This is a genomic window from Anaerococcus sp. C0059F3, assembly GCF_056590475.1.
Window position 1 is genome coordinate 93,117 of the sequence record NZ_JBWPWE010000008.1, and the last position, 24,016, is coordinate 117,132.

The window sequence follows — 24,016 nt, forward strand, 5'->3', positions numbered from 1 at the left end:
TTATGAATATTTTTATTGAAATAGCAAACTTTATGTGGGCCAATGTGATTGGTTATGTTCTCTTGGGCGTAGGTCTTTATTATTCGATAAGGTTAGGCTTTCCACAGTTTCGCTACGCAAAGGACATATTCCACGTAATAAAGAAAAATCTAAAATCTGATTCAAATGTATCAGGCTTTGCTGCCCTTGCAACAGCTGTTGGCGGCCAAGTTGGTACAGGATCTCTAGTAGGAGTTGCCACAGCCCTTGTGGCAGGTGGACCTGGAGCGATTTTCTGGATGTGGATTACAGCCTTACTTGGGATGATAATTACCTTTGCTGAAACAGTCCTAGGTCAAATTTATAGGGTGAAATTGACTGACGGTACCTACAGGGGAGGACCTGCATACTATGTAAGGTTTGGCCTTAAATCAAAAGTCATGTCAGTTATAACTGCATTTTTCTACATAATTGGAGTTGGACTTTGCATAGCTTTTATGCAGACAAACTCAATCGCCCAAGCCCTTACAGGAGTATCAAATATCAACCCAATCTACGTTGGAATAGTTGTTACAATAATAGCGGCAATAGTTACAATTGGCGGAGTTAAAAGGCTTACAGATATTTCTTCAAAAATTGTGCCAGTCATGGCCGGTTTATACATATTAGCAGTTTTATTTATCCTACTTACAAATATTACTAAGGTGCCAGCAATGTTTTCAGATATTTTCAAAGGTGCCTTTGGCATCAAACAAGCTTTTGCAGGACTTGGTGGCTATACAATTATGACAACCTTTAGGTATGGTGTTGCAAGGGGGTTATTTTCAAATGACGCAGGTAATGGTATAGCAGGTATAATGCACGCATCAGCAGATGTGGCACATCCTGCAGAACAAGGATTTTTGGGAATGTTTGGAACTTTCGTAACAACTATAATTATCTGTACCCTAACAGCCTTTGCAATTATGCTTACAGGAGTTTTAGGAAATGGCAATGACGGCATAGTCCTAGTCCAAGACGCCTTCCAGTCACAACTAGGAAATCTTGGTAGGTGGATGATTTTCTTTGCCATGCTTATGTTTGGTTTTACAACCCTAATTGCAGACTTATTTTATGGTGAAACAAATGTATTATTAATATTTAAGGAAGAAGCAAAAATCCCGCTTTGGATTTATAGGCTCACAGCCTTTGCAATGTTTATTATATCAACTAAACTAGACCTTGAAGTAGTCTGGGGAATCATAGACGTATTTGTTGGTATAATCGTATTTATCAACGTAATTAGCTTATTTTTACTTTTTGGAAAGGTAAAAGAAGTTATGGCCGACTACGAAAGACAAAAAGCTCAGGGTATAGAAGATCCTATTTGGAAAAGAGAAAAAGAATACAAATTATAAATTAAAGAAAAAGAAATCCGGATAAGGTCAAAGCCAAATCCGGATTTTTTATTGATTAGTCAGCCATTTGGATAATTTCAATCCTATATCCATCTGGGTCAGTCACAAAGAAATACTTGTTTGAATTTGGTGTTAGGCCTCTGATTTCTGTCACTTCATATCCTTTTTTCATTAATTTCTCCCTAAGAGTATTGATATCAGGGTTAGAAATGGCTATGTGGCCGTAGCCTGTGCCGATTTCGTAGCCTTCTTCTTGGTCGTAATTGTAGGTTAATTCTAATTCATAATCAGGACTTTGTGGTAGTTTTAGATAAACTAAGTCAAATTTCTTTTCAGGAAATTCCTTTCTTCTTGATTCTACAAAACCTAATTCTTCTGTATAAAACTTAAAGGACTTTTCAAGGTCCTTAACTCTTACCATTGTGTGTAAAAATTTCATAAGCTCCTCCTTATTTTATATATAACCCAAAAGGGGAAATATTATTCACCTAAAATATTATTTAGGATTAGCTTTTAATAATTTTTAATAAAATTAAAGTTGACTTTAATATTATTTAGGCTTATAATGGTATTAACAAAGGAGGATGCCATGGGAAATGATAAAAGAGAATGGATTGAAAATCTCGATGATAGCGAAATCGACTTTATCAAGAGATTTATCCTAGAATCGGGATCCTTAAAGGAAATGGCAGCAATCTACGGCGTATCCTACCCAACGGTGAGATTAAGGCTTGATAGGTTGATTGAAAAAATAAAATTAGCCGACAAGGAAGATAAGTCCTATGTGAGCCTTATAAAATCAATGGCCATAGATGGGAAAATCACCCTAGATGCAGCCAAGATTTTGATTGAAGAATACAAGAAAGAAGGAGAAGAGAAATGAAGCTAGCTGCAGCAAACTCAGTAATAGCAATTTTAATTTTGTTCGTACCATTAATTTTGCAAATTTTGATATGTAAATATACAAAGGGAAGGGCAGGCCTAATCCTACCAGGGCTTTCTTTTATAATATCGATAATATATATGTTAAATATAGCAGATGATGGTAATTGGTGGATGGCAGTCCTTACAACAATGGTAATAGCTAACATTCCAACAATAATCTACTACTTAATTTACAGGTACTACGACAATAAAGAAAAACAAAAAGACGAACTAGACAAGATGGAAATAATGGATATGTAAAATGTAGCAAGCTTCGGCTTGCTCTTTTATATTGAAATCTATTTTAATCAGCATTTGAAATATTTTTCTATATTTGATATAATTTATAGTAATTATAAATTTTAAATTCAAATTATTATAGGAGAAGAAATGAATAAAAAACTAATTAAAATATCAAGCCTTACCTTAGCTCTTGCCCTAAGTCTTGCAGCTTGTTCAGAAAAACCTAATGAAAATACAGAGGATAGTTCAGAAATCGTACAAAAGAAAGAAGTGGCAGACGAGAAAAAAGAGGAAAAGGTCGAAGAGGAGAAAAATCCTAGTGAAAATAATGAAAAATTAGCTAAATTATATAATAAGGTCCTAGATGAAATTGATTCTTATAAAATTTCAGGCATAGAAGAAGGAGAATTCACCTATTCCTACGCCCTTGTGAAAACAGACCAAGGTGATTATCCACAGCTTTTAGTAGCGGAAGAGACTGATTTTGGCATATCTTATCTCAAATTATTTACTGCAAATGATGATTTTACAGATGTATTTTATGATGAAGATCCAATATCAATAGGGGTTGCACCTGCTGGTGGTTTTAGGGGAATGCTTGCACAAAATGCTGATTACGATGCCCTAATCTACACAACTTTTATGTCAGGGACAGGAGAAGGTCAACAAGAAAAAATCACAAGTTCTGTTGAAGATGATATTCTTAAGCTAGAAAGAGAAGTCATTTGGGAAGGAAGAATTGATACCCTAGGTCCAGATGATTCTAAAGAGATAGAATTTTTTGAAATTGATGATAGGGATAAGCTTAATGACTTGGCAAAAATCAAAGATGGCGAATACATCAAATCTTTAGACCAAGCAAAGGGCGAAAAAGAAGGAAGCAAGGAAGATACAGACAAGTCATTAGAAGAGAAAATTAAAGCTGAGCGTAATGCCGGAAATATGATCGCAACAGGAAGTGTGAGAGTATTTAGTCACTCTGAACTAGTGAACTATCAACAGTTAAACCCAAAGGCTGTTCCAGATACAGGAAAATATTATGCAGTCCTTATCCTAGATAAGCCAATGGATGTCACAATGCAATCGGGCGATGGAAGCGGAGATGATACAAGAAATGTAGGCATAATAGGCCTTCCAGAAGATATGATGGGTTATGATGGGCAAAAAATTACAATAAGCTTCACAAACACTGACGGCCACTGGCAAACAGACGTGAGCCTACCAATGGATGCCCCAAGGATGCACCAGGTAAAAGTTTTGGAATAAGATTTTAATAATAAATAAAATGTACCAAGTTTCGTCGTTTGAAAACTTGGTACATTTTTTATGTCTTCATTTTTTTAAAATTTATTTTTAATCTCTAAGTAAATTATTCCATGAGATTCATAAAGGATTTTAAAACCTAAATCTTTATGGATTTTCAAAGCAACTGCACGGTCTTTTTCAAAATTATTGGCAAGAGCCCTTATAGAATCAAAGGAAAAAGCTTCATTTATTAAAAGCTTAAGACCAGCCTTGCCGTAGCCTTGGCCCCTAAATTCGTCTTTAATCACAATTCCTATATCCCTTGTAAAATCATTAAGTTTTGAAGGATGAAAATTAACATCTCCTACAAAGGTTTTTAAATCTTTGTCATAAATATAGGCGTAAAAATATTTGCTTGGATTTGAAAAATAAAGGTCATACCATTTTTTCCGATAGGTGTCATCATGGGTGATAGTGCCAGTTTTCTTATCATAGCCAGGAAAAGGCAAATCATAACCTTTGTTGTAGGCCATGGTGGCAGGATCATTTAGGATATTTTTTGCAAAGTCTAATTCGTTTTCTATTGGGAGATATAGTTTTATTTTTTTCATTTTTTATTTTTGCATACAAAAAGAAGGTGGTTCGTTGCGCCTAGTGTTTCTGGGTCTTTGCAGTGTCTTAAGTGCCAGTCTAAATAATGTTTAAATGATTCTTCAGTCATTTCCTCAAGCTTTTCACTCAATACTTCTGCGAATCCATCGCTAGCTATTATTTCTTTTATTTTTATATCCGATTCTTCAATCATTTTTCTCGCTTCATTGAGTTTGAAAAATACAAATGGCCTATCAATTAACCTTTGTTTTTCAATATTATAGCTAGGTCCTGAAAAAATATCTGTGTTAAAGTTTATTGTTTCGCTAATTAAAACCATATCGTGATTTATAAAGGAAATTAAGATGTGGCCACCATCCTTGCAGACTCTTTTGGCTTCTTTTAGTACGTCCTTTCTGTCTTTTTCATCAGAGAGATGGTACATGGGTCCGAAGATTAAGACTAGGTCAAAATAATTTGCTTGTAAATCTTTTAGGTCGAAAGATGACATATTATAGGACTTTATATTTGAAAATTCTTTTGTTTTTTGCTCTAAGGTCTTAAAATTTGAACTAGATGGCTCAAAGGCAGTAACTTCTTTAACTTTAGGGGCAAGATGGATTGTATAAACTCCAGTCCCAGCCCCGATGTCAAGAACTGTAGAATTTGCATTTATTAATTTATCTATTTCCCTTTGGGTAGTGTTTTTCTCAATAAGTCCAGTCCTTGATTTAAGACGCTTTTCTTCATCAAAAAGCTTATAGAGCTCTTCATTTCTTTTTAAATCATCATCAATTTTTATTATCTTTTCCATATCCATAAGATTCTCCTCTTATATAAACATACCCCAATATAAGATAGTGTGGTATAATTGATTGAACTTGAAAAATTAGGGAAATTAGTATATAATTTGAGTAAGAGAAGCCACCTCTTATCCAGCCAAAAAAGCCACAAAGCTTTCAAACTTTGTGATACAAATGAAGAGTATTTCCCAGAAATGGGGCATCAAAAAAGCAGGAGTGTCAGTCCTGCTTTTTGTCTTTGCTACGTTTTTCTTTCCATAATTCAAAAAGAATATTAGCTAGCAAAGGTAATACAAATGATGATAAAATTATCATGAGTATTTCCCCCATAGGGCATCACCCCCTTTCTATCGGGGATAATAATATTATATCATAAATTTATAAGACAAAAAAATCCGAGGCCAAAGCCTCGGTTTTTGCTATTTGGTGGAGAATAGGGGACTTGAACCCCTGACCTCTTGGCTGCCAGCCAAGCGCTCTCCCAGCTGAGCTAATTCCCCAAATACAAGTTTATTATACCATAGAAGAAATTTAAAAGCCACCCGTAAGAGTGGCTTTCTGACTTAGTGAAATTACTATTAGTTATTTCCTTTGTCTTTTGATTCTGTTTCTTTTTCTACTTTTTCTTCAGCTGCATCTTTAGCTGCATCTTTTGCTTCATCTTCTGCTTTGTCAGCATCTTCTTGAGCATCTTTTGCATCTTCAACTTTTTCTTCAGCTTTTTCTTCAGCTGGAGCTTCTGTTTTAGTAGTTGTTTCTGTTGGTTCTTCTGCTTTTTTGTCAGCTGAGTTACCACATGCGCTTAGCACTAATGCTAGAGCTAATAGAGAAAATAATTTTTTCATAGTACCCTCCTATATTTTCTTGTGTACCCATTCTCCTAAATTAAATCTGTGTCTTAAACTCAAAAATCTTGATGCCTGGTCAGATAGGATACCAATCCAGATACCGGCAAGTCCTAGGTTTAGGACATTGACACAGATAAGAGTTACTATGGATCTGATAAAGGTTACAGACACGAGTGCAACTCCTAACGTATATTTTACATCACCTGCGGCTCTTAAGCAACCCCCATATATAACTTGTGAGATTTGTAGGAGGACAATAATTGTCAGAAACCTTGAAATTAGAACGCCCATGTCCAGTATATGATTTTCATAAAAAAATATAGAAAATATATTTCTGCCGAAAAATATCATTATTAACGATATTATTACCGAAAATATAAAGCCTAATTCTTGGCAAGACTTGCCGAGTTTGAGGGCTTCGTCCTTATGGCCTGCTCCTAGGGCGTTTCCTGTAAGGGCAATGGCTGCCACTTGCATACCGTCACCAAAGGAGAAGGATAGGCCAAGAAGGTTCATACCGACGTTGTGGGCGGCAAAGGCCTCTGTACCAAGCCTTGCGGCTGTAATTGCTGTAATCATAAAGCCAATCCTTGCTGAAATATTTTCCACAAAGAGGTTTACGGCTAGGTTTTTAATTTCTCCAGCAATTTCCATAGAGAATTTGAATTTATTTTTTGCCATGGTCCTAAAATTCATATAAGAATTTTTATCGATTAAAGATATAAGGCACATTATTGTTGCGACCACAGTTCCCAAGACTGTCGCAAGGGCTGCACCTCTGACTCCCATCCTTGGGAAGCCAAACCTTCCTTCAATTAGCAAAAAGTTTAGGCTGATATTTACAACTGACGATACCATATTTGAAATAAAGGCGATTTGAGTGTTGCCACAGCCCCTGTGAGCCGCATTTATGAGCATGGATAGGGCATTAAAGATTAGTCCTATCATTATTATCATGTAATAATCGTAGGCCAATTTGTGGGTTTCTGTGTTTGATCCAGCAAGTTCAAGGATTTTCCCTGCGAAGGGTATCATCAACAAGTCTACAAATATAACAAAAAACACCATGATGTAGAGGGCGGTTGTAAGGGTCACGTTTGCCTTATCCCTTTTGCCTTCGCCTTGGCGTCTGGCTATTAAAGCCGAAACTGCAGCGTTTATGGCAAAAAAGACTGACAAGGACAAAAACTTCGGCTGGATTGTAAGACCAATTGCAGCTATTGCCGCAGGTCCTAAACTTGAAACCATGAAGGTATCGATAAAGCCTGCTATTGACACAAAGAAAAATTCAAGGACTGCCGGCCAAGCTATGGATAAGGATTTTTTAAAATAAGTTTTCCTATTTCTTTCCATCCTAGGCTCCTATCAAAGTCAGGTATTTTTCAATATTTATCTCAATTGCACCTGGATTTTTCTTTTCATTTGCAACTATGATTTTAATTATATCCTGACAAGTTTTTTCGATTGCTTTTGGAATATCAAAATCTTTTAAAAGATAGCCTATAAAAAGTCCGTCAAAGAGATCGCCAGAACCTCCGACTTTGATGTCTTTTTTATCATAGAAAATGGCATTTTCTTCGCCGTCATAGTAAAGAACGGCTGGTTTTCCGTCCTTATTTGCGGATGTTACTATGATTTTCTTGCCATTTTTTGTAAGCTTATTTATATCTAGGTCTAGAAATTTTGCCTCAGTCTCATTTGGTATTATGATGTCAGCTATATCTACAAAACCCTTGTAATTTGCGACCTTAGTCTCATCAAGGCCTGGATAAAGGGCACCGTCATCGCCCATGATTGGGTCAAAGACAATGGTTGGTTTGTAATCGAGATTTTTTATAAAATCTTTTATCATTTCTTTTTGGCTGGCGTTTTCTATGTAGCCAATAAAAATTAAGTCAAATTTGATTCCTAAATTCTCCCAGTTTGCAAGACTTTCCTTGATAAAGGGATCTATATTAAAAAAAGCATTTCCACCTAGGGAAAAGTTGTTTGCTATCATCGCTGTTGGCAGCAAAAAAACTTCACAATCCATATAAGAAAGGACTGGTGCCATTAGCCTTCCGGCTATTTTCCCCTTGGATACGAAGTCATTTAGAATTAGTACATTTTTCATTTAAAACTCCTTGGCATTATTCTATTGATTTGAAATAATAAGTCAAATATTTAAAGATATCTAACTTAAAAGAAGTATAGTAATAATATGAACGACCAAGCAAAAAATGTTGTTAATAAAATTAAAGAAAATAAATATGTCAAGAAGACTAAGAAGGGCTTGGGATCACTGATATTCTCTAGGGCAGGACTTTTTGCCTTTATGATTTTATTTCAAATATTTATCCTAATTAGCCTTTATAGGTACCTTGGCATCAACCAATATTATCTCTTTGGAGGTTCGTCTATCCTAAGTTTTATCATGATGATGGTAATTCTAAATATTGACGATATGAATCCTTATATGAAATTATCTTGGTCTCTTTTTATCTTTGTGGCGCCTACCTTCGCTATTATTGCCTTTTGGATGGCATATTTTAAAATTGGTTACAGGCGTGAACACAAGAGGGTAATTGACCTTGAAGTGGAATCTAGGATTTACCACCAAAGGTCCCTAACTCATAAGGAACTCATGGCGACAAAGGATAAGAGGTTTATCAATCTTTCTACCTATCTTAAAAACATCGGCGGATTCTCCGCTTATAAATCTACCTCATCCCAATATTTCAAACTCGGGGACCATATGTTTGAGTCCATGATAGAAGATATTAAAAATGCCAAAGAATATATTTTCATGGAATTTTTTATTCTCGATTACGGCTATATGTGGGGGACTATCCTTGAGCTTTTGGTTGAAAAGGTCAACCAAGGCGTTGAAGTAAGGCTTTTAATCGACGGATCAAACCTTATTACCAGGCTTCATTCAAATTTTGAAGATGAAATGGAAGAGTTTGGTATTAAATTTAGGGTCTTTTCCAAAATGTATCCAATTGTTTCAACCTACCTAAACAACAGAGACCACAGGAAAGTTATGGTTGTTGACGGCAAGGTTGGCTATACCGGTGGAATAAACCTAGCTGATGAGTATATCAACAGGTATGAGCGTTTTGGCCACTGGAAGGATTGTGGTTTGAGAGTTGAGGGAGAGGCTGTTGAAAGCCTAACCGTTCTTTTCTTGACTATGTGGAATGCTGCAAAAAAAGACGAGGTCATCGAAGATTTTGGACCATATTTGGAATATGTGACTGCCCAGGAAGAAGACGGCTACTACATTCCTTTTGCGGATAATCCTACAGACGACGAACGCCTTTGCAAAAATATTTACCTAGACATGGTAAATAACGCCAGGGACTATGTTTATGCCATGACTCCTTATTTAATTGTTGATGACGAGATAATTTCTGCCCTTCAAAGTGCGGCAAAAAAGGGAGTCGACGTGAGGCTTTGTATTCCTCATATACCAGACAAAAAAGTCGCCTTTACCTTGGCAAAAAATCATTATGCAGAACTTCTAAAATACGGTGTAAAAATTTATGAATACACTCCTGGATTTGTCCACTCAAAGACATGGCTAGCCGATGGAGAAATAGGCGTGGTCGGCACAATCAACCTCGACTACAGAGCCCTTTACCAAAACTTTGAATGTGGGGTCTTGGTCTATAAATCAAAAAGTCTTGAAACAATCAAAGAAGACTTTGACGAATTTTTTGAAGTTTCTAAACTTGTGACAGATGAAGACGTCATAAATATGAAAACATCAACAAAAATTGTAGGAAAACTCTTAAAACCATTTGCTCCTCTGATGTAATTACAATTGGGAAAAATTTTATAAAGCTAATTAAGGCTAGATTATTCTGGCCTTTTTTTATTTGACAAAAAACCAATCCTTGATATAATGATAATAAGATGTATGGTGTATGACCAAACAGTAAGGAGTTAAGATGTTTAAATTAGATCCAAATTCAGAGACTCCTCTTTATATGCAGATTGTTGAGCAATCCAAGGTCGCCATTGCGGCAGGCTACCTTCAAAATGGGGATAAGTTTCCATCTGTAAGAGAATTATCCAAGGAACTTTTGATAAACCAAACAACAGTTTCAAAGGCATTTAAAGAGTTGTCAAACCAAGGTATTATTAAAACCCAACCAGGTATAGGGACTGTTATAGAGCTTAATAGCGAAAAAATCGACCTAAAGAGAGACGAATTTATTGAAAAGCTTGAAGAAGACCTATCCCAAGCAATTTTCCTTAAGATTTCTAAGGAAGAAGTCATCGAATTGTATGAGAAAGTAGAAGGTGAGATAGATGTTATTTGAAGTTAACAATATCAGCAAGGCCTTTGGCAAAAACCAGGTCCTAAAAGACGTGTCTTTTAGCCTTATGCCAGGGACAATAACAGGCATTGTCGGAAGGAACGGGTCAGGAAAGACAACCCTCCTTAAAATCCTTTGCGGGATATATTTGGCTGACTCAGGCGAATTTACTCTTGATAAGAAGAAATTAAGCGAAAATCCAAAACTCATTTCCCACATAGGATTTTTGCCAGACAGGTTTGATTACTTTAGCTTTTATAAGGCAAAAGACCTGCCAGAATTTTACAAAATAAGCTATGAAAACTTTGACAGTGATTATTTCTTTACTGAAATAAACAAAAACGAAATTGATCCAAACCAAAATATCAGAAACCTCTCCAAGGGGCAAAAAAACCTATTAGGATTAATCACAATCCTTGCATCAAAGGCTGATATCCTCCTCGTTGATGAGGTCCTTGATGGGATGGACGTTTTAAATAAAAAACTAATCCTTTCTTATATTCTAGATGCCAAGGAAGAAGGGAGAACCGTTCTTGCTTCAAGCCACGATTTGGACCATTTGACAGGCATTTGCGAGGAGATTTTATACCTTTCTAAGGACGGCAGGCTTAAAAATACAAGTGTAGATACAAAAAATATTAGGAAGGTCCAAGTTGTTGTCAAAGACAAACTTCCACAGGCTTTGGCAGATAATTCTGTCCTTGTATCATCTCTCGGCAGGGTCAAGGTTATCCTAATTAAGGCTGATGATAAGGTCTTAAGTGAGTATTTATCAGACGATGGGATTGTCCAATACGATATGTTAGACCTTAAGATAGAAGACTACTTCTATATGGAAGCTGGAGGTGAAATATGAAAGATTTTGGGAAACTACTCAAACTAACTTGGAAGAGGTATGCAATTTGGATTATCCTTTTCGGATTTTTCATCACCCTTTTTAACACTCTTGGGGTTAAGAGCAATTTAAAATTGGACGCCTTTAGGATTACAGACAATGTAAGAACAATGGAAAAATATCTTGGTGAGGAGAAAACTTATCCGGAAGATCAAAAAATCGATGAAAAATATCTAAAAGATGCAGAAAAAACTGCGGATGCTTTTGCCAAAAAGTATAAGCTAAGATATAGGAAAGAAAGGTCTTATGATGAAGAATATATGGAAAAACTCAACAAAGACGACCTTTGGGATAAACAATCTACCTATGAGGAATTTATGTGGGGAATGGAAAAGCTTAATGACTACAAGTCAGACATGACAGAAAAAATTACAAGCTCCATGGCCCTATCTCTTGTCTTTATAATGATAATCTCGATGGGACTTACATCTATCGAAGAATCCCTAAACTACTATGACTTTACCAGGATGCTTCCTTGGTCAAAGAAAAGGGAATTTTTGATGAAAATAGGGGTGGCCCTAGTATTTGGACTCGCCTTGTTTATAATAAATATCCTAATGGTGACCATTACAATTAAGGGCTCAGTATTTTCAGAAATAGCAAGTTTTGCAAAAATCGGAATCTTCCTTATGAAATCAATGATTTCCCTTGTGTCAGCATCTCTTGTTGGCGTATCCTTAGGACTTTTAGCTGGAAACTTCCTTGGCCACATAGGACTTTCTATAATTGCCATAGGTTTTGTAGAATGGTTTAAACTTATAATATTTTCCTTTTTGGGAATATTTGGCGACACCTATCCAGGAACTTTCAACGATGCCTACTATGATTTTAAAGGAACCTTAAGCCCAGCAAGTCAGGTCTTCCTATCACTCTTAAATGCAAGTTTTGATAAGACATCAACTCTTTGGGCTGGTTTGGTAGTTGCCTTAATAATAGCTGTTGGAACCTACTTCTTAATAGGCAGGTCTTCTGCAGAAAGATCTGGTTACATGGTTAAAAATAAGGCCTTATCAGAGATTTGCAAGTGGGCAGGAATCTTATCCTTAACTTCCATCCTCTTTGTGATAATAGCTGGTTTAATAAGCTCAGGAGAGGGGAATATTATCCTAAGAATCCTAGCCTACGCCCTTTCACTCTTGATATCTTACAAGTTATTTGATATCCTATTTAAGATAAGACTTAAATTTTAAGAGGAGAGAGCTATGGCAAAAGATAGATTAAGTTGGAATGAATATTTTATGAGACTAGCAGAAACTGTTGCTATGCGAGGCACTTGCGACAGGGCCTATGTTGGTTGTGTCCTTGTAAATAGCGAAAATAGGATAGTTTCAACCGGATATAACGGATCAATCAAGGGCAATGCCCATTGCGATGAGATTGGCCATACCATGAGGGATGGCCATTGCATAGCGACCATTCACGCCGAGATGAACGCCATTTTGTACTGTGCTAAGGAAGGAATTTCAGTCAAAGACACAATTTGCTACGTAACCCATTTTCCTTGCCTAAACTGCACAAAGAGCTTAATTCAAGCGGGTATTAAAAAAATTTACTACAGAAACGCCTACAGGATGGACGACTATGCTGTAGAATTATTAGAGAAAAACGGCATAGAATATATCAAAATCGAAGAGGATGAAAAGTGATATTGGCATCTGACTTTGACGGGACAATTTTTATAGACGGGAAGATTTCCCAAAAAGATATAAAAGCAATAAGAGATTTCCAGCAAGCTGGGAATCTTTTTGCTATTGTGACAGGTAGGTCCTTTGCAAGTCTCGCTCCATTAATAGAAGGGAAAATCAAGCCTGATGCCGTAATTTGCAACAACGGTGGCCACATTTTCCTAAAAGAAAATGGGAAATTAAAAGAAGTCTTTAAGGCCACTATTTCAAAAGCAAAGGCCAGGGACTTTTTAAATTTTTATGGCAAAGAAATTCCTAATCAAATGGCGATTTTTACTGAAAGTGCCAAGGAAAATAATCTTAAAAATATAAATGAACCGATAATAGCCCTGGCGATTTATTCTGAAAGTCAAATACCAAATCATTTCCCAGAAGACTTTGATTTTCATTATTCCATAGGCGTTATAGATGTGGTCAAAAAGGGTATAAATAAACAAAGAGGAATAGATTTTATCAAGGATTTTTATTTCTATGATGGAGAAATTATTGCCATAGGCGACGACTATAATGATATTGATTTTCTAAAAAATACGCCACTTTCCTACACTCTTGACTATGTCACAAATGAGGCTGTAAGAGAGGCCTGTAATTTTAGCATGGGCTCTGTGGCAGACTTAATAGAAAATCTTATGGAGGGCATATGAAATATTCAGACGACGGTAGACAATACCATATAGGTTTAAAGGAAGAAGATATTGGTAAATACGTAATCTTGCCGGGAGATCCAAAAAGGTGCGAAAAAATCGCAGCCTATTTTGAAAATCCCAAAAAAGTAGGCGACAGGCGTGAATTTGTGACCTATACAGGATTTCTAAATGGGGAAAAAGTTTCAGTCACATCTACAGGCATAGGCGGCCCATCGGCAGCCATTGCCATGACAGAGCTTGCCAAACTCGGCGCCCACACCTTTGTCAGAGTCGGAACATGCGGAGGGATTGACACAGATGTAAAAAGCGGAGACATAGTAATAGCCCAAGCTGCCATCAGGGCGGAAGGAACCAGCAAGGAGTATGCCCCAATCGAATTTCCAGCTGTGGCAGATTTTGGAGTGACAGGTGCCTTAAAAAAAGGGGCAGAAGCCTTGGGTGCAAAAGACCATGTGGGCGTTGTCCAATGCAAGGACTCCTTCTACGGCCAACACGAAGCGGACACCATGCCAGTCTCCTACGAACTTACAAACAAGTGGGAAGCCTGGAAAAGGCTAGGAACCCTCGCCAGCGAAATGGAATCAGCAGCCCTCTTTGTAGTGGCAAGCTTTTTGAAAGTGAGAGTCGGATCTTGCTTCCTTGTAGTAGCCAACCAAGAGAGAGAAAAACAAAATCTCCCAAACCCAGTAATCCACGATACAGACCTTGCAATAAGAGTGGGAATTGAGGGGCTTAAAAATTTGATAGAAGCAGATAAATAAGAGGATTCCTCTCGTCTTTATAGATGGGGGGGGATTTTTTTATTTATAAATTTTATTGACAAGTGTTATAAACTGTTATATACTGTTATGTAAGAAGGAGAGAAAATTGAAGATTATTATTAAAAATGGGTCGGCTGTCCCTATTTATGAACAAATTAAAAATGCTATAAGAGATGAGGTTTTGAAGGGAAATCTCAAGGCGGGGGAGAAACTGCCTTCTGTGAGGGCGATGGCCCGTGAGCTTTCCATTTCGATTTTGACTGTCAAAAAGGCTTATGATGAGCTTGAAGATGAAGGATTTATCGAATCTCGTCAGGGCTTGGGGACCTTTGTTGGTAAGGAAGATCTCAATTTAAGGCTTGAGGAAAAACAGAAAAAACTCGAAGAGGCTCTCCTAGATTCGGTCAAGATTTCAAGGGATATTGAAATGGAAAAGAAGGATTTATTTGAACTTTTAGAATATTTGTATGAAGGAGATTTTAATGACTTATAAAATTATGGCAAAAAATCTTAGCAAAACTTATGACAAATTTCAGCTCGGCCCAAATGATTTTGCCATCAAAAAAGGCTTTGTAACTGGCTTTATTGGCAAAAACGGAATGGGAAAGACAACCACCATCAAGGCTCTCTTGTCACTTATAAACTACGATGGGGAAATTTTCCTAGATGGTAAAAAAATTAATGATTTGACCTATCTTCAAGATGTGGGCCTTGTAATGGACGATTCATTTTTGGGCAAGGATTGGACCTTGGACCTAGTTAGTGAGGCCATGGCTATAGGCTATGATAGGTGGGATGCCAAGACCTATTACGAATATCTTAATAAGTTTGGACTTGAAAAGGAGAAGAAAGTTTGCGAATTATCAAGGGGAATGAAGATAAAACTTATGCTTGCAATTGCCCTTTCTCACCAGGCGAAAATCCTAATCCTAGATGAGCCTACAAGCGGACTTGACCCTGCTATGAGGGATGAACTTGTGGATATGATTTTAGACTTTATGGAAGATCCCGACCATACAGTTTTGTTTTCAACTCACATAACCCAGGATTTAGATAGGATTGCCGATTATATTGTCTTTACAGACCAGGGGAAAATCGTTTTTGAAGGCCCAAAAGATGAGTTTTACGACAAATTTTTACTAATAAAAGGTGGTCTTGATGATTTTGAAAAGATAAAGAACTTTAAAGTTTATGGCCAAAAGAAATCTAAGGTCAATTTTGAGGCTTTAGTATTAAGAGAAGATTATAGGGAAGATGAGAACTTGGTGGCAGAAGTGCCTAGCATTGATCAAATAATGATTTATTATGGGAGGATATAATGAATATCAGAAAGCAAATTAAATTGGATATAATCTCAATGAAACCCTATTATACTTTGAAAAATTTAATCATACTATTAGGTATAAGTCTTTTTTATTCCTTTATTAATAAAACTCCTGTAGTAATGTTATCAATGACATTGACTTTTGCTGTAATATTTTCATCTACTCCATTTTTGCTAGGAGAAAATTCAGGTATTGATGCCCTATATAAGATTTTTTCTATAGATAGCAAAAAGGTAGTTATAGGTAGGTATATCTTAGCTGGTCTGATTTTTATAGTGGCTAGTCTACTTGGCTTCTCGATATATACTATAGTTTCCCTAATAAAAAATATACCATTAGACCTTGATATTCTGATGTATTTAGGAATGAACTTTGTTTTATTTGGGATAATTATTTCTTTTCAGTATCCGATGTTTTTTAAATCTGGCTATACTAAAGCAAAGACTTTTGGATTTTTACCAATACTTATAATTGGAATCTTAGGAATGCTTGGAGGATATTTTATAAAAGATTTTAGACCAATCCTTAACTTTGTATTAGAAAATCAAAGGATGCTTATAATTGGGATTTGTATTCTACTTGTCCTTTTTCTTACAATTTCGATTAAACTTTCCATTAACTTTTATAAAAAAAGAGATTTTTAAATGGCAAAAGACCCTAGCAAGCTTGGATTAATCTCCAAGGCCTGCTAGGGTCATATTTTTTTCTATAGCAAGCCTTGCAAGGGCTTTTAGATTTTTGCCATAGGTTTCTATTTTTCTTTGCGATAGGTTATATTTTTCGATGATTTTATTTTCTTCTTCTAGGTCTAGGTTTTTTGTAAAATCATATAGGCTTTGGGCAAATTTTTCTATATCTTCTAGGCTTTCTCTTTTTAATTCTGTATCTTTGTGGGGATCGAAAAGCCAGTAGGAATCAAATGAAGAAAATTTGTCCCTATAGTCGTATAAAAAATCCTGCATATTTTTTTCTTCTGCGAGATGTTTAAAACTTTTCAGGCTCTTAGATTTTTTTGTTTGGCCTAGATTATTGCAAAGCGCAATTATTAGCATTTATTCTATAATTTCAATATCAACAAGTGGGAGGACTTCCAGAATTTGATCCCTGCTTGGTAGGTCTAGGACCTTGGCTGTTGCACTTGCTGCAGCAACTGCGACCATGTAGGATTCGATTGGGTCATTATCTCTCACTAGGGTGCCGACAAAGCCAGCTATCATCGCATCCCTGCAAGCGACGGTGTTGATTATTTCCTTGCCGTCTTTTACTGGTTTTGCGGCATAGACTCCGTCTCTTGAAAAGAACATTGATCCGTCTTCGCCATAGGAAATTATAACGTATTTAGCGCCTTTTTTGATTAGGTCCTTGCCGTAAGGGATATAATCCATCTTATCTTCGATTTTAACCTTGTAGATAGCTTCGATGTCTTCACCGTTTGGTTTAACAAGAAGTGGGCCTCTTTCAACCATATTCATTAAATATTGGCTTGGAACGTCAGCTATGAAGTAAGCACCGTTGGCCTTGGCGATTTCTACCATCCTGTCGTAGATGTCTGAATCTTCGCCATTTTCCATTGGTGGAACTGATCCACCAAAGATGATGGTGTCGCCTTCCCTAACTCTTGATAGGTAGTAGAGGAGTTCTTCGACTTCTTCTGAGGAAATTGTTGGTCCTTGGAAGTTGATTACTGTTTCTTTTTTGTCTTCAAAAATTTTGATATTTATCCTGTTAGACTCTTTGATTTCTACAAAGTCTACTAGGATTTCTTCTTTTTCTAGCCAATCTTTTATAAAAAGTCCTTGGTAGGAGCCAAGAAAACCTGTGGCTGTTGTTGGGATTTTTAGTTGGGAAAGGATCCTTGAAACGTTGATTGCCTTACCACCTGGAAGGGTCCTTTCGGTTTTGATGTTGTTGTTATAACCAGGATTTAATTTGTCTACTTCTACAAACAAGTCTATAGAAGGGTTTAGGGTTACTGTGTAAATCATAGATACCTCTTTCATATGTTAAAATACTTAATAGCTTCGATTATCTCTTCCATGTGCATGCCGTGGCTTCCTTTAACAAAGACGAGGCTAGCGCCGATGACGAGAGATTTTAATTTCTCAATTAATTCATCCTTGTGTTCAAAGTAAAGGGACCTGTTAGGAGGGAAATTTTCAAGGCTTGCCTCATACATTTCCCTAGCTAGTGGCCCATAAAATAGGCAATAGTCTATTTTTTTGCTGTCAATTTTCCTGCCTACTTGGCGGTGGAGGTCAACTTCATTTTCACCAAGCTCAAGCATATCTGCAAGGCAGACAATCTTTCTCTTGTATCCTTCGAGCATGTAGGCTGTTTCAAGGCCTGCAAGGAGGGATTGGGGATTTGACTTGTAGGAATCATCCAAAACGTCAAAGCCATCAAATTCCAAAAGTTCAGTCCTGTTTTGACTTGATGTTGCCTTGGCAAAGCCATTGTCAATTGATTTTTTGTCAAGTCCAAGCATTTGACTTATCATTACAACAGCGGCTGCGTTGTAGATATTATGCTCACCCATGAGTGGAACTTGGTAGAAGTCATCTCCATGGGAGAAGCGGATACTAGCTGGGCCTGACTTTTCAAAATTGATCCTAAAAGTCGCTTTATCGCTTCTTCCAAAAGAAAGGACTTTTTGCTTGATTTGGTAAGTTGGAACTTCTTTTTCCATGGTCGGATCGTCTATATTATAGATAAAAATTCCGTCGTCGTCCATGCCTTCAAGGATTTCAAGTTTGGCCTTTAGGATGCCTGACCTTGATTTTAGGTTATGAAGATGGGAATCTCCGATATTGGTAATCATAGATATATGTGGCTTAACCATGCGACTTGTTAGGGAAATATCTCCAAAATTATCTGTACCAAGCTCTATTATTGCGACTTCTGTGTCGGTATCAAGGCTTAGGACAGTTTTTGGAACTCCTATTTCGTTGTTGAGGTTGCCACAGGTTTTTTGGGTCTTATATTTTTCTGACAAGACCTTGTGCAAAATGTCCTTGGTTGTTGTCTTGCCGTTTGAACCGGTGATTGCAATGACCTTGCAGGTTAATTGGTCCCTGTAGGCTGTAGCTAGGTCTTGGAGGGCTTTTTTTGTATCTTTGACCTTTATATAAGGGATAGATACAGTTTTATTTATCTTTGCCGGATCATCTATGAAAAAGGCCTTGGCGCCCTTGCTTTCACATTCTTTAATGAAAATCCTACCGTCAAAGACTTCGCCAACTAGGGGAATATAAAGCTCACCTGGATCGATTGTCCTTGAGTCGGTTGAAATCCCTTTAATTTTTATATCGGAAAATTTCTCATCAGATATGTCTCCGCCAATCATTTGGGCGATTTGGCCTAAAGTTTTTTCAATCATTGTTAGATCTCCTAAAACCATCTTCTATTAACATATCAAGGATGTTAGAAAAGTCTACCTTATATAGGTCCATGGCCATCCTTGCAAAAAATGATGAAGGGGTAAAGCCTGGGAAGGTGTTGATTTCGTTGATGTAAAACTCTTTATCTTTGCCATAGAAGATATCAACTCTGGCAAAACCTTCGCATCCTGCTGCCTTGTAGCAAGCCCTGGCAAATTCTTTGGCTTTTTTCTTGTCATCTTCGTCCATCTTATAAGGAAGCTCTTCTCTGGTTGATTTTGAAAAATACTTAGCATCCCAATCCAAAAATACGTGGTCGGTGATATAGGCTGCTGGGTCAGAGACATCTATATTATCAGAATCTCCAAGGACAGCTAGTTCTATTTCTTGGCCTACGATTAATTCTTCTACCAAAAGTTTTCTGTCATATTTAAGGGCTTCAAGGCCTGCTTTTTTGAAATCTTCCTTAGTCTCAACCCTTGAAACTCCAACAGAAGACCCATTGGCAGATGGTTTTACAATTAGAGGAAGGCCGACATAGGCTATACATTCATCAATAAATTCGTCGTTAAAGTCTTCCTTATAACAATACTTGTACTTGGCTTGTTTTAGCTTTGATTTTTCGAAAATATCGTTAGATGTGACCTTATCCATGCAAATAGCAGAGGAAAGGAGGCCGTTTCCTATATAAGCAAGGCCTACTGCGTCTAAAAAGCCCTGGATAGTGCCGTCTTCGCCATAGGTACCATGAACTACTGGCAAGATGATTGTATCCTCTAGGTCCTCTTTAGAGACTTCTAAAAGGAAGTCTGCAATCGATGCTTGTTTTGATTTTTCGATTTTTTTAACTAGGGAAAATTCGTCAACTGGATCATAGGTTGTGAAAGTTTCTGAAAATTTTCCTTCCTTATCTATATATACGATTTTTTTGTTGTACTTTTCTTTATTTAGGTTTTTAACTATGTTAAGGGCGCTTCTTAGGGCAATATCATGCTCGCTCGATGGTCCTCCGCATAAGATGTATACAGTTTTCATAGTGTCTCTCTTTCTATTTATAAGCTTAAGTAAATTTTACTACATATGAAAAATATGGGCAAATATATCTGTATTTATGGGACTTTTCTTTGAGGAAATAAGTTTATTTTGTACTTAAAAATGCCAATGATAATCAAAATTAGTTACAAATTGGAAATCAAATGTAACAATTGGCAACAAGTTATAAAAGTCTTCTATTAGCGAGAATATCTTCTTTGATAAAAAAATCTCAACAAAATTCATTGTAATAGGAGAGAAAGCCATAGAGGAAAAGGCTTGTAATCAATGGTTTGAATAAAATTGTAAACAATTTGTAAGAATTGACAAAATCTACATAATTTCCACACAATTTAAAGTTATACTATAAACCGTAATAAGGAATTGTTATCAATTTGTAACTATTATTACAGATTGAGACATAAATTTAAAAATAAGAAATTTATATAGATTTAAGGAGACAAAATGAAATTTTTTACAAAATACGCCCTAGCGGCAGCCCTAGTAATCCCATCGGCTTTTAGCTTTGGAGCTAACAAGGCAGACGCAGCAAGCGCTGTAATTAACAAAAATCAAGCAAATGGAGTAAATGTTAGAAGCGAAGCTAAACTTGGCGATAACATTATCGGCCTAATAGACGATGAAAACAAAGAATACGAAGTTAAAGATAAAAAAGACGGTTGGTTAAAGATTGACTTTGAAGGAAAGGATGCTTATGTATCAGCTGATCTTTTCCACCTTCTTGAAGAAACAGAAGTAGTTTCTGCTACAAACTTTAGAAAAGAAGATAACCTTGATAGTGAAGTAATCAAAGTTTTAGATAAGGCTACACCAGTTAAGGCTCTTGAAATTGCTAAAAATGGTTTTGTTAAAGTAGAAGTTGATGGCCAAGTTGGCTATATTTACAATAACCTTCTTAAGACTTTCAGAGCTATAAATGAAAAGAACGCTCAAGCTCAAGCTAAACAAGCCCCAGCTCAAAAGGCTCAACAAGCGCCAGCTCAACAACAAGCGCCAGCACAAAACAATAACCAATCTTACCAAGGCTCAACAAACTGGGCTAAGGAATGGATAGCTCAAAGGGAATCAGGTGGTTCATACACAGCCTACAACCCAAGAGGCGGATATTACGGTAGATACCAATTAAACCCATCCCTAGTTCGTTACGGCGCTAGCCCAGCAGAACAAGAAGCAGCAGCAGATAACTATGTAGCTCAAAGATACGGCTCATGGGAAAATGCCCAAGCTTTCTGGCAAAGAAACGGTTGGTATTAAGAAATACAAGCTCAGAAATTCTGAGCTTTTTTTGTTGGCAAAATTTATAATAATTTGTGAAAAAATATCGAAGATAGGAATTTTTGAGAAAATTTTATCAAAAAGAAGGGAAAACCTTCCTTTATTCTATTAATATAATAAATTGGTGGTACAATAATCATGGAGGATTTTATGAAAGCAATACTTACAATTATAGGAAATGATAGACCGGGAATAATTTACCAAGTGACAGAAGTTTTATATAAGTACAATATCAATATTTTAGACATGAGCCAAACCATTATGGAAGATAAATTTGTGGCTATGATCAATATTGATTTGACCAAGGCAAATGCTGATTTTAGCGAAATTACTAAAAGTTTTAATGCCTTGTCTGAGGAAACTAAGCTTGAAATTAGGATTCAAAACGAAGAAGTTTTTGACGTGATGCATAGGATTTAAGATGGATAAGGCAAATATTTTAGAAACTATAAAAATGTTAGATGAGGAAAATCTCGATATCAGGACCCTAACCATGGGAATTAGTCTTCTTGACTGTATCGACCCTGATTACAAAAAGGCTTGCGATAAGATTTATGACAAGCTTATTAGGGAGAGCAAGGATTTTCTGAAAGTTTCGGGGGAAATTTCTCAGATTTACGGGGTACCTATTGTAAATAATAGGATATCAGTCACTCCGATTTCCCTAATCGCAGCGGCGACTGATCTTGATGACTACACACCTTTTGCCAAAACCCTTGATAGGGCGGCAAAGGATATTGGGATCGACTTTATAGGTGGTTTTTCTGCCCTAGTTGAAAAGGGGATGACCCCTGCTGATGAGATTTTAATTAGGTCCATTCCTAGGGCTTTGGCGGAGACAGACCTTGTTTGTGCTTCGATAAATATTGGGTCAACCAAGGCTGGGATCAATATGGATGCAGCCGACCTTTGTGGGAAAACTATTAAAGAATTGGCAGCTAATACCGACAATGCCTTTGGATGTGCAAAACTCGTTGTCTTTGCCAATGCTGTTGAGGATAATCCTTTTATGGCTGGTGCCTTCCATGGAGTTGGCGAGGCTGATACAGTAATTAGCGTTGGTATTTCAGGACCAGGCGTAGTTAAGGCTGCTATTTCTAATAAGGAAGATTTAAAAATCAATGAAATTTATGAAATAATCAAAAAAACAGCTTTCAAAATCACAAGGATGGGTGAATTAGTTTGCCAAGAAGTTTGTAAAAAGCTTAATAAAAACTTTGGTATAGTTGACCTTTCCCTTGCACCAACACCTGCCATTGGCGATTCTGTTGGAAGGATTTTGCAAGAAATCGGCATTGACAAGGTCGGTGGCCACGGCACAATTGCTGCCCTTGCCATGCTAAATGATGCGGTTAAAAAAGGTGGAATCATGGCAAGCTCTAGGGTTGGAGGACTTTCTGGTGCTTTCATTCCTGTTAGTGAAGACGAAGCTATGATTGAAGCGGCCGGCAAAGGCTGGATTACCTTTGATAAACTTGAGGCTATGACTTGTGTTTGTTCTGTTGGTCTTGATATGATTGCCATTCCAGGAAAGACCACAGCGGCAAGCATTTCAGCCATGATTGCTGATGAGGCAGCCCTTGGGGTGATAAATAACAAAACAACAGCAGTAAGGATTATCCCTGTTCATGGCAAAGATGTCGGTGACCAGGTAGAATTTGGAGGTCTTCTTGGCTATGCTCCTATAATAGATGTAGGCGAGTCAGATTCGAGTATCATGATTAATAGGGGAGGATTTATCCCAGCCCCTGTACATTCATTTAAAAACTAGGAGGAAGTATGACAGACAAAAATCCAATAGTAACCTTCATGATGGAAAATGGAGATAAGATAAAGGCAGAACTCTACCCAGATATAGCCCCAAATACTGTAAATAACTTTATTTCTTTAATAAATAAGGGCTTTTACGACGGCCTAATCTTTCATAGGGTAATAAAAAACTTTATGATCCAAGGTGGCGATCCAGAGGGCACAGGTATGGGTGGTCCAGGCTATGCTATAAAGGGAGAATTTAGCCAAAATGGTTTTGAAAATAATTTGAAACACGAAAGGGGAGTCCTTTCTATGGCTAGATCTTTCATGCCAGATTCAGCCGGCAGCCAATTTTTTATAATGCACCAAGATAGCCCACACCTAGATGGTCAATACGCTGGTTTCGGCAAGGTAATCGAGGGCATGGATGTGGTTGATAAGATAGCAGAGACTAAAACCAACAGACAAGATAGGCCAAAAGAAGACGTAAGAATAGAAAAAGCAAGCGTCGAAACCTTTGGCAAAGAATATCCAGAAGTAGTGAAAATGTAACTTAGACCAGGAGAAATCCTGGTTTTTTGTTGGAATTTTTTGAGAAAATTAAATTTAAAATAAAAGTCTGGTAAAAAATGAAATAGTGTTTTAATTCAAAAAGAAAAGCAAGGTAAAAGTACAAGGCAAGGCCTAAAAAATATAGGCAACTGGGAAATAAAAAAGAAATTAAATAGAAAACAAAATGAGAATTCATAAGATAAAAGGCAAAGTGAACTGACCCCCAAAAGTTAGACCTAAAAACTAACTAAAGGAGGTCAGTTTTTAAATGGCAAAATATAGTACAGAATTCAAAATGAAAGTAGTAAAAGAATATTTAGAATCCAATATCTCATATAGATCTTTATCAGATAAATATTG

28 protein-coding genes and 1 tRNA gene are annotated in these 24,016 nt (G+C 36.7%); 18 read left to right on the top strand and 11 right to left on the bottom strand.

Translation table 11 applies throughout. The features are described from left to right. Positions 1-2 precede the first annotated feature (2 nt). On the top strand, positions 3-1,376 hold the full coding sequence (locus AC1EJ5_RS06660) for an alanine/glycine:cation symporter family protein (RefSeq protein WP_308748690.1): 1,374 nt from the start codon (positions 3-5) through the stop codon (positions 1,374-1,376). Between the two features lie 55 nt (positions 1,377-1,431). Here the strand turns inward: AC1EJ5_RS06660 and gloA are convergent, their stop codons facing one another. Continuing rightward, positions 1,432-1,815: a lactoylglutathione lyase gene (gloA, locus tag AC1EJ5_RS06665; RefSeq protein WP_308748691.1), complete on the bottom strand. Its 384-nt coding sequence runs from the start codon at positions 1,813-1,815 to the stop codon at positions 1,432-1,434. A gap of 150 nt (positions 1,816-1,965) precedes the next feature. Here gloA and AC1EJ5_RS06670 point away from each other — a divergent pair, with 150 nt between their 5' ends. The 3 genes from AC1EJ5_RS06670 to AC1EJ5_RS06680 all read left to right on the top strand — a co-directional run bounded on the left by AC1EJ5_RS06670 (position 1,966) and on the right by AC1EJ5_RS06680 (position 3,809). Further along, entirely contained in the window at positions 1,966-2,259 is a 294-nt protein-coding gene (locus AC1EJ5_RS06670) for a DUF2089 family protein (protein ID WP_223419512.1), read from the top strand. After that, entirely contained in the window at positions 2,256-2,561 is a 306-nt protein-coding gene (locus AC1EJ5_RS06675; RefSeq protein WP_348937464.1) for a hypothetical protein, read from the top strand. Before AC1EJ5_RS06670 ends, AC1EJ5_RS06675 begins: the two co-directional genes overlap by 4 nt. 129 nt (positions 2,562-2,690) lie before the next feature. Continuing rightward, on the top strand, positions 2,691-3,809 hold the full coding sequence (locus tag AC1EJ5_RS06680) for a hypothetical protein (RefSeq protein ID WP_479815302.1): 1,119 nt from the start codon (positions 2,691-2,693) through the stop codon (positions 3,807-3,809). Positions 3,810-3,883: 74 nt separating this feature from the next. On the opposite strand, the gene AC1EJ5_RS06685 is transcribed toward AC1EJ5_RS06680, so the two are convergent. The 6 genes from AC1EJ5_RS06685 to AC1EJ5_RS06710 all read right to left on the bottom strand — a co-directional run bounded on the left by AC1EJ5_RS06685 (position 3,884) and on the right by AC1EJ5_RS06710 (position 8,143). Then, positions 3,884-4,399: a GNAT family N-acetyltransferase gene (locus tag AC1EJ5_RS06685; protein WP_479815304.1), complete on the bottom strand. Its 516-nt coding sequence runs from the start codon at positions 4,397-4,399 to the stop codon at positions 3,884-3,886. After that, positions 4,396-5,199, bottom strand: a complete 804-nt coding sequence (locus AC1EJ5_RS06690; protein ID WP_479815306.1) for a class I SAM-dependent methyltransferase — start codon at positions 5,197-5,199, stop codon at positions 4,396-4,398. The genes AC1EJ5_RS06685 and AC1EJ5_RS06690 overlap by 4 nt, the downstream gene beginning before the upstream one ends. A gap of 407 nt (positions 5,200-5,606) precedes the next feature. Beyond that, positions 5,607-5,682, bottom strand: a tRNA-Ala gene (locus tag AC1EJ5_RS06695). 78 nt (positions 5,683-5,760) lie between these two features. Then, positions 5,761-6,027, bottom strand: coding sequence for a hypothetical protein (locus AC1EJ5_RS06700; protein ID WP_223419523.1), 267 nt, complete (start codon positions 6,025-6,027; stop codon positions 5,761-5,763). Positions 6,028-6,036: 9 nt separating this feature from the next. Beyond that, on the bottom strand, positions 6,037-7,383 hold the full coding sequence (locus AC1EJ5_RS06705) for an MATE family efflux transporter (RefSeq protein ID WP_479815308.1): 1,347 nt from the start codon (positions 7,381-7,383) through the stop codon (positions 6,037-6,039). Between the two features lies 1 nt (position 7,384). Next, positions 7,385-8,143 (bottom strand): bifunctional hydroxymethylpyrimidine kinase/phosphomethylpyrimidine kinase, encoded by a 759-nt coding sequence (locus AC1EJ5_RS06710; RefSeq protein ID WP_479815310.1) that lies wholly within the window; start codon positions 8,141-8,143, stop codon positions 7,385-7,387. An 87-nt stretch (positions 8,144-8,230) separates the two neighbouring features. Here AC1EJ5_RS06710 and cls point away from each other — a divergent pair, with 87 nt between their 5' ends. The 10 genes from cls to AC1EJ5_RS06760 all read left to right on the top strand — a co-directional run bounded on the left by cls (position 8,231) and on the right by AC1EJ5_RS06760 (position 16,291). Next, positions 8,231-9,829: a cardiolipin synthase gene (cls, locus tag AC1EJ5_RS06715; RefSeq protein ID WP_479815312.1), complete on the top strand. Its 1,599-nt coding sequence runs from the start codon at positions 8,231-8,233 to the stop codon at positions 9,827-9,829. Positions 9,830-9,962: 133 nt separating this feature from the next. Then, positions 9,963-10,337: a GntR family transcriptional regulator gene (locus AC1EJ5_RS06720; RefSeq protein ID WP_223419532.1), complete on the top strand. Its 375-nt coding sequence runs from the start codon at positions 9,963-9,965 to the stop codon at positions 10,335-10,337. After that, positions 10,327-11,190: an ATP-binding cassette domain-containing protein gene (locus AC1EJ5_RS06725; protein WP_311479662.1), complete on the top strand. Its 864-nt coding sequence runs from the start codon at positions 10,327-10,329 to the stop codon at positions 11,188-11,190. The genes AC1EJ5_RS06720 and AC1EJ5_RS06725 overlap by 11 nt, the downstream gene beginning before the upstream one ends. Then, entirely contained in the window at positions 11,187-12,419 is a 1,233-nt protein-coding gene (locus AC1EJ5_RS06730) for a hypothetical protein (protein ID WP_479815315.1), read from the top strand. The genes AC1EJ5_RS06725 and AC1EJ5_RS06730 overlap by 4 nt, the downstream gene beginning before the upstream one ends. Positions 12,420-12,431: 12 nt before the next feature. Further along, on the top strand, positions 12,432-12,875 hold the full coding sequence (locus tag AC1EJ5_RS06735; RefSeq protein WP_209771037.1) for a deoxycytidylate deaminase: 444 nt from the start codon (positions 12,432-12,434) through the stop codon (positions 12,873-12,875). After that, positions 12,872-13,558 carry an HAD family hydrolase gene (locus AC1EJ5_RS06740; protein WP_479815317.1) on the top strand — a complete coding sequence of 229 codons (687 nt, stop codon included), beginning with the start codon at positions 12,872-12,874 and terminating at the stop codon, positions 13,556-13,558. The genes AC1EJ5_RS06735 and AC1EJ5_RS06740 overlap by 4 nt, the downstream gene beginning before the upstream one ends. Continuing rightward, on the top strand, positions 13,555-14,322 hold the full coding sequence (gene udp / locus AC1EJ5_RS06745) for a uridine phosphorylase (RefSeq protein ID WP_479815319.1): 768 nt from the start codon (positions 13,555-13,557) through the stop codon (positions 14,320-14,322). Before AC1EJ5_RS06740 ends, udp begins: the two co-directional genes overlap by 4 nt. Before the next feature lie 106 nt (positions 14,323-14,428). Beyond that, the gene (locus AC1EJ5_RS06750) at positions 14,429-14,815 is read left to right on the top strand and encodes a GntR family transcriptional regulator (RefSeq protein ID WP_479815321.1); all 387 of its coding nucleotides are present in this window, start codon (positions 14,429-14,431) and stop codon (positions 14,813-14,815) included. Further along, on the top strand, positions 14,805-15,641 hold the full coding sequence (locus tag AC1EJ5_RS06755) for an ABC transporter ATP-binding protein (protein ID WP_479815323.1): 837 nt from the start codon (positions 14,805-14,807) through the stop codon (positions 15,639-15,641). The genes AC1EJ5_RS06750 and AC1EJ5_RS06755 overlap by 11 nt, the downstream gene beginning before the upstream one ends. Further along, positions 15,641-16,291 carry an ABC-2 transporter permease gene (locus AC1EJ5_RS06760; protein ID WP_479815325.1) on the top strand — a complete coding sequence of 217 codons (651 nt, stop codon included), beginning with the start codon at positions 15,641-15,643 and terminating at the stop codon, positions 16,289-16,291. The genes AC1EJ5_RS06755 and AC1EJ5_RS06760 overlap by 1 nt, the downstream gene beginning before the upstream one ends. 27 nt (positions 16,292-16,318) lie before the next feature. On the opposite strand, the gene AC1EJ5_RS06765 is transcribed toward AC1EJ5_RS06760, so the two are convergent. The 4 genes from AC1EJ5_RS06765 to AC1EJ5_RS06780 all read right to left on the bottom strand — a co-directional run bounded on the left by AC1EJ5_RS06765 (position 16,319) and on the right by AC1EJ5_RS06780 (position 20,059). Beyond that, complete coding sequence (locus AC1EJ5_RS06765) at positions 16,319-16,609, bottom strand: hypothetical protein (RefSeq protein ID WP_479815327.1); 291 nt, start codon at positions 16,607-16,609, stop codon at positions 16,319-16,321. Positions 16,610-16,699: 90 nt separating this feature from the next. Further along, the gene (locus AC1EJ5_RS06770; protein WP_311486930.1) at positions 16,700-17,632 is read right to left on the bottom strand and encodes a 1-phosphofructokinase family hexose kinase; all 933 of its coding nucleotides are present in this window, start codon (positions 17,630-17,632) and stop codon (positions 16,700-16,702) included. 11 nt (positions 17,633-17,643) lie between these two features. Continuing rightward, positions 17,644-19,023 carry a UDP-N-acetylmuramoyl-tripeptide--D-alanyl-D-alanine ligase gene (locus AC1EJ5_RS06775; RefSeq protein ID WP_479815329.1) on the bottom strand — a complete coding sequence of 460 codons (1,380 nt, stop codon included), beginning with the start codon at positions 19,021-19,023 and terminating at the stop codon, positions 17,644-17,646. After that, entirely contained in the window at positions 19,016-20,059 is a 1,044-nt protein-coding gene (locus AC1EJ5_RS06780) for a D-alanine--D-alanine ligase family protein (protein WP_479815331.1), read from the bottom strand. Before AC1EJ5_RS06780 ends, AC1EJ5_RS06775 begins: the two co-directional genes overlap by 8 nt. Before the next feature lie 462 nt (positions 20,060-20,521). Here AC1EJ5_RS06780 and AC1EJ5_RS06785 point away from each other — a divergent pair, with 462 nt between their 5' ends. The 4 genes from AC1EJ5_RS06785 (at position 20,522) to AC1EJ5_RS06800 (ending at position 23,656) form a co-directional block, all read left to right on the top strand. After that, positions 20,522-21,331 (top strand): aggregation-promoting factor C-terminal-like domain-containing protein, encoded by an 810-nt coding sequence (locus tag AC1EJ5_RS06785; protein WP_479815333.1) that lies wholly within the window; start codon positions 20,522-20,524, stop codon positions 21,329-21,331. A gap of 171 nt (positions 21,332-21,502) precedes the next feature. After that, complete coding sequence (locus tag AC1EJ5_RS06790; RefSeq protein ID WP_311480911.1) at positions 21,503-21,772, top strand: ACT domain-containing protein; 270 nt, start codon at positions 21,503-21,505, stop codon at positions 21,770-21,772. A gap of 1 nt (position 21,773) precedes the next feature. After that, positions 21,774-23,123, top strand: a complete 1,350-nt coding sequence (locus AC1EJ5_RS06795; RefSeq protein WP_479815335.1) for a DUF711 family protein — start codon at positions 21,774-21,776, stop codon at positions 23,121-23,123. 8 nt (positions 23,124-23,131) lie between these two features. Next, positions 23,132-23,656 carry a peptidylprolyl isomerase gene (locus tag AC1EJ5_RS06800; protein ID WP_479815337.1) on the top strand — a complete coding sequence of 175 codons (525 nt, stop codon included), beginning with the start codon at positions 23,132-23,134 and terminating at the stop codon, positions 23,654-23,656. Positions 23,657-24,016 lie beyond the last annotated feature (360 nt).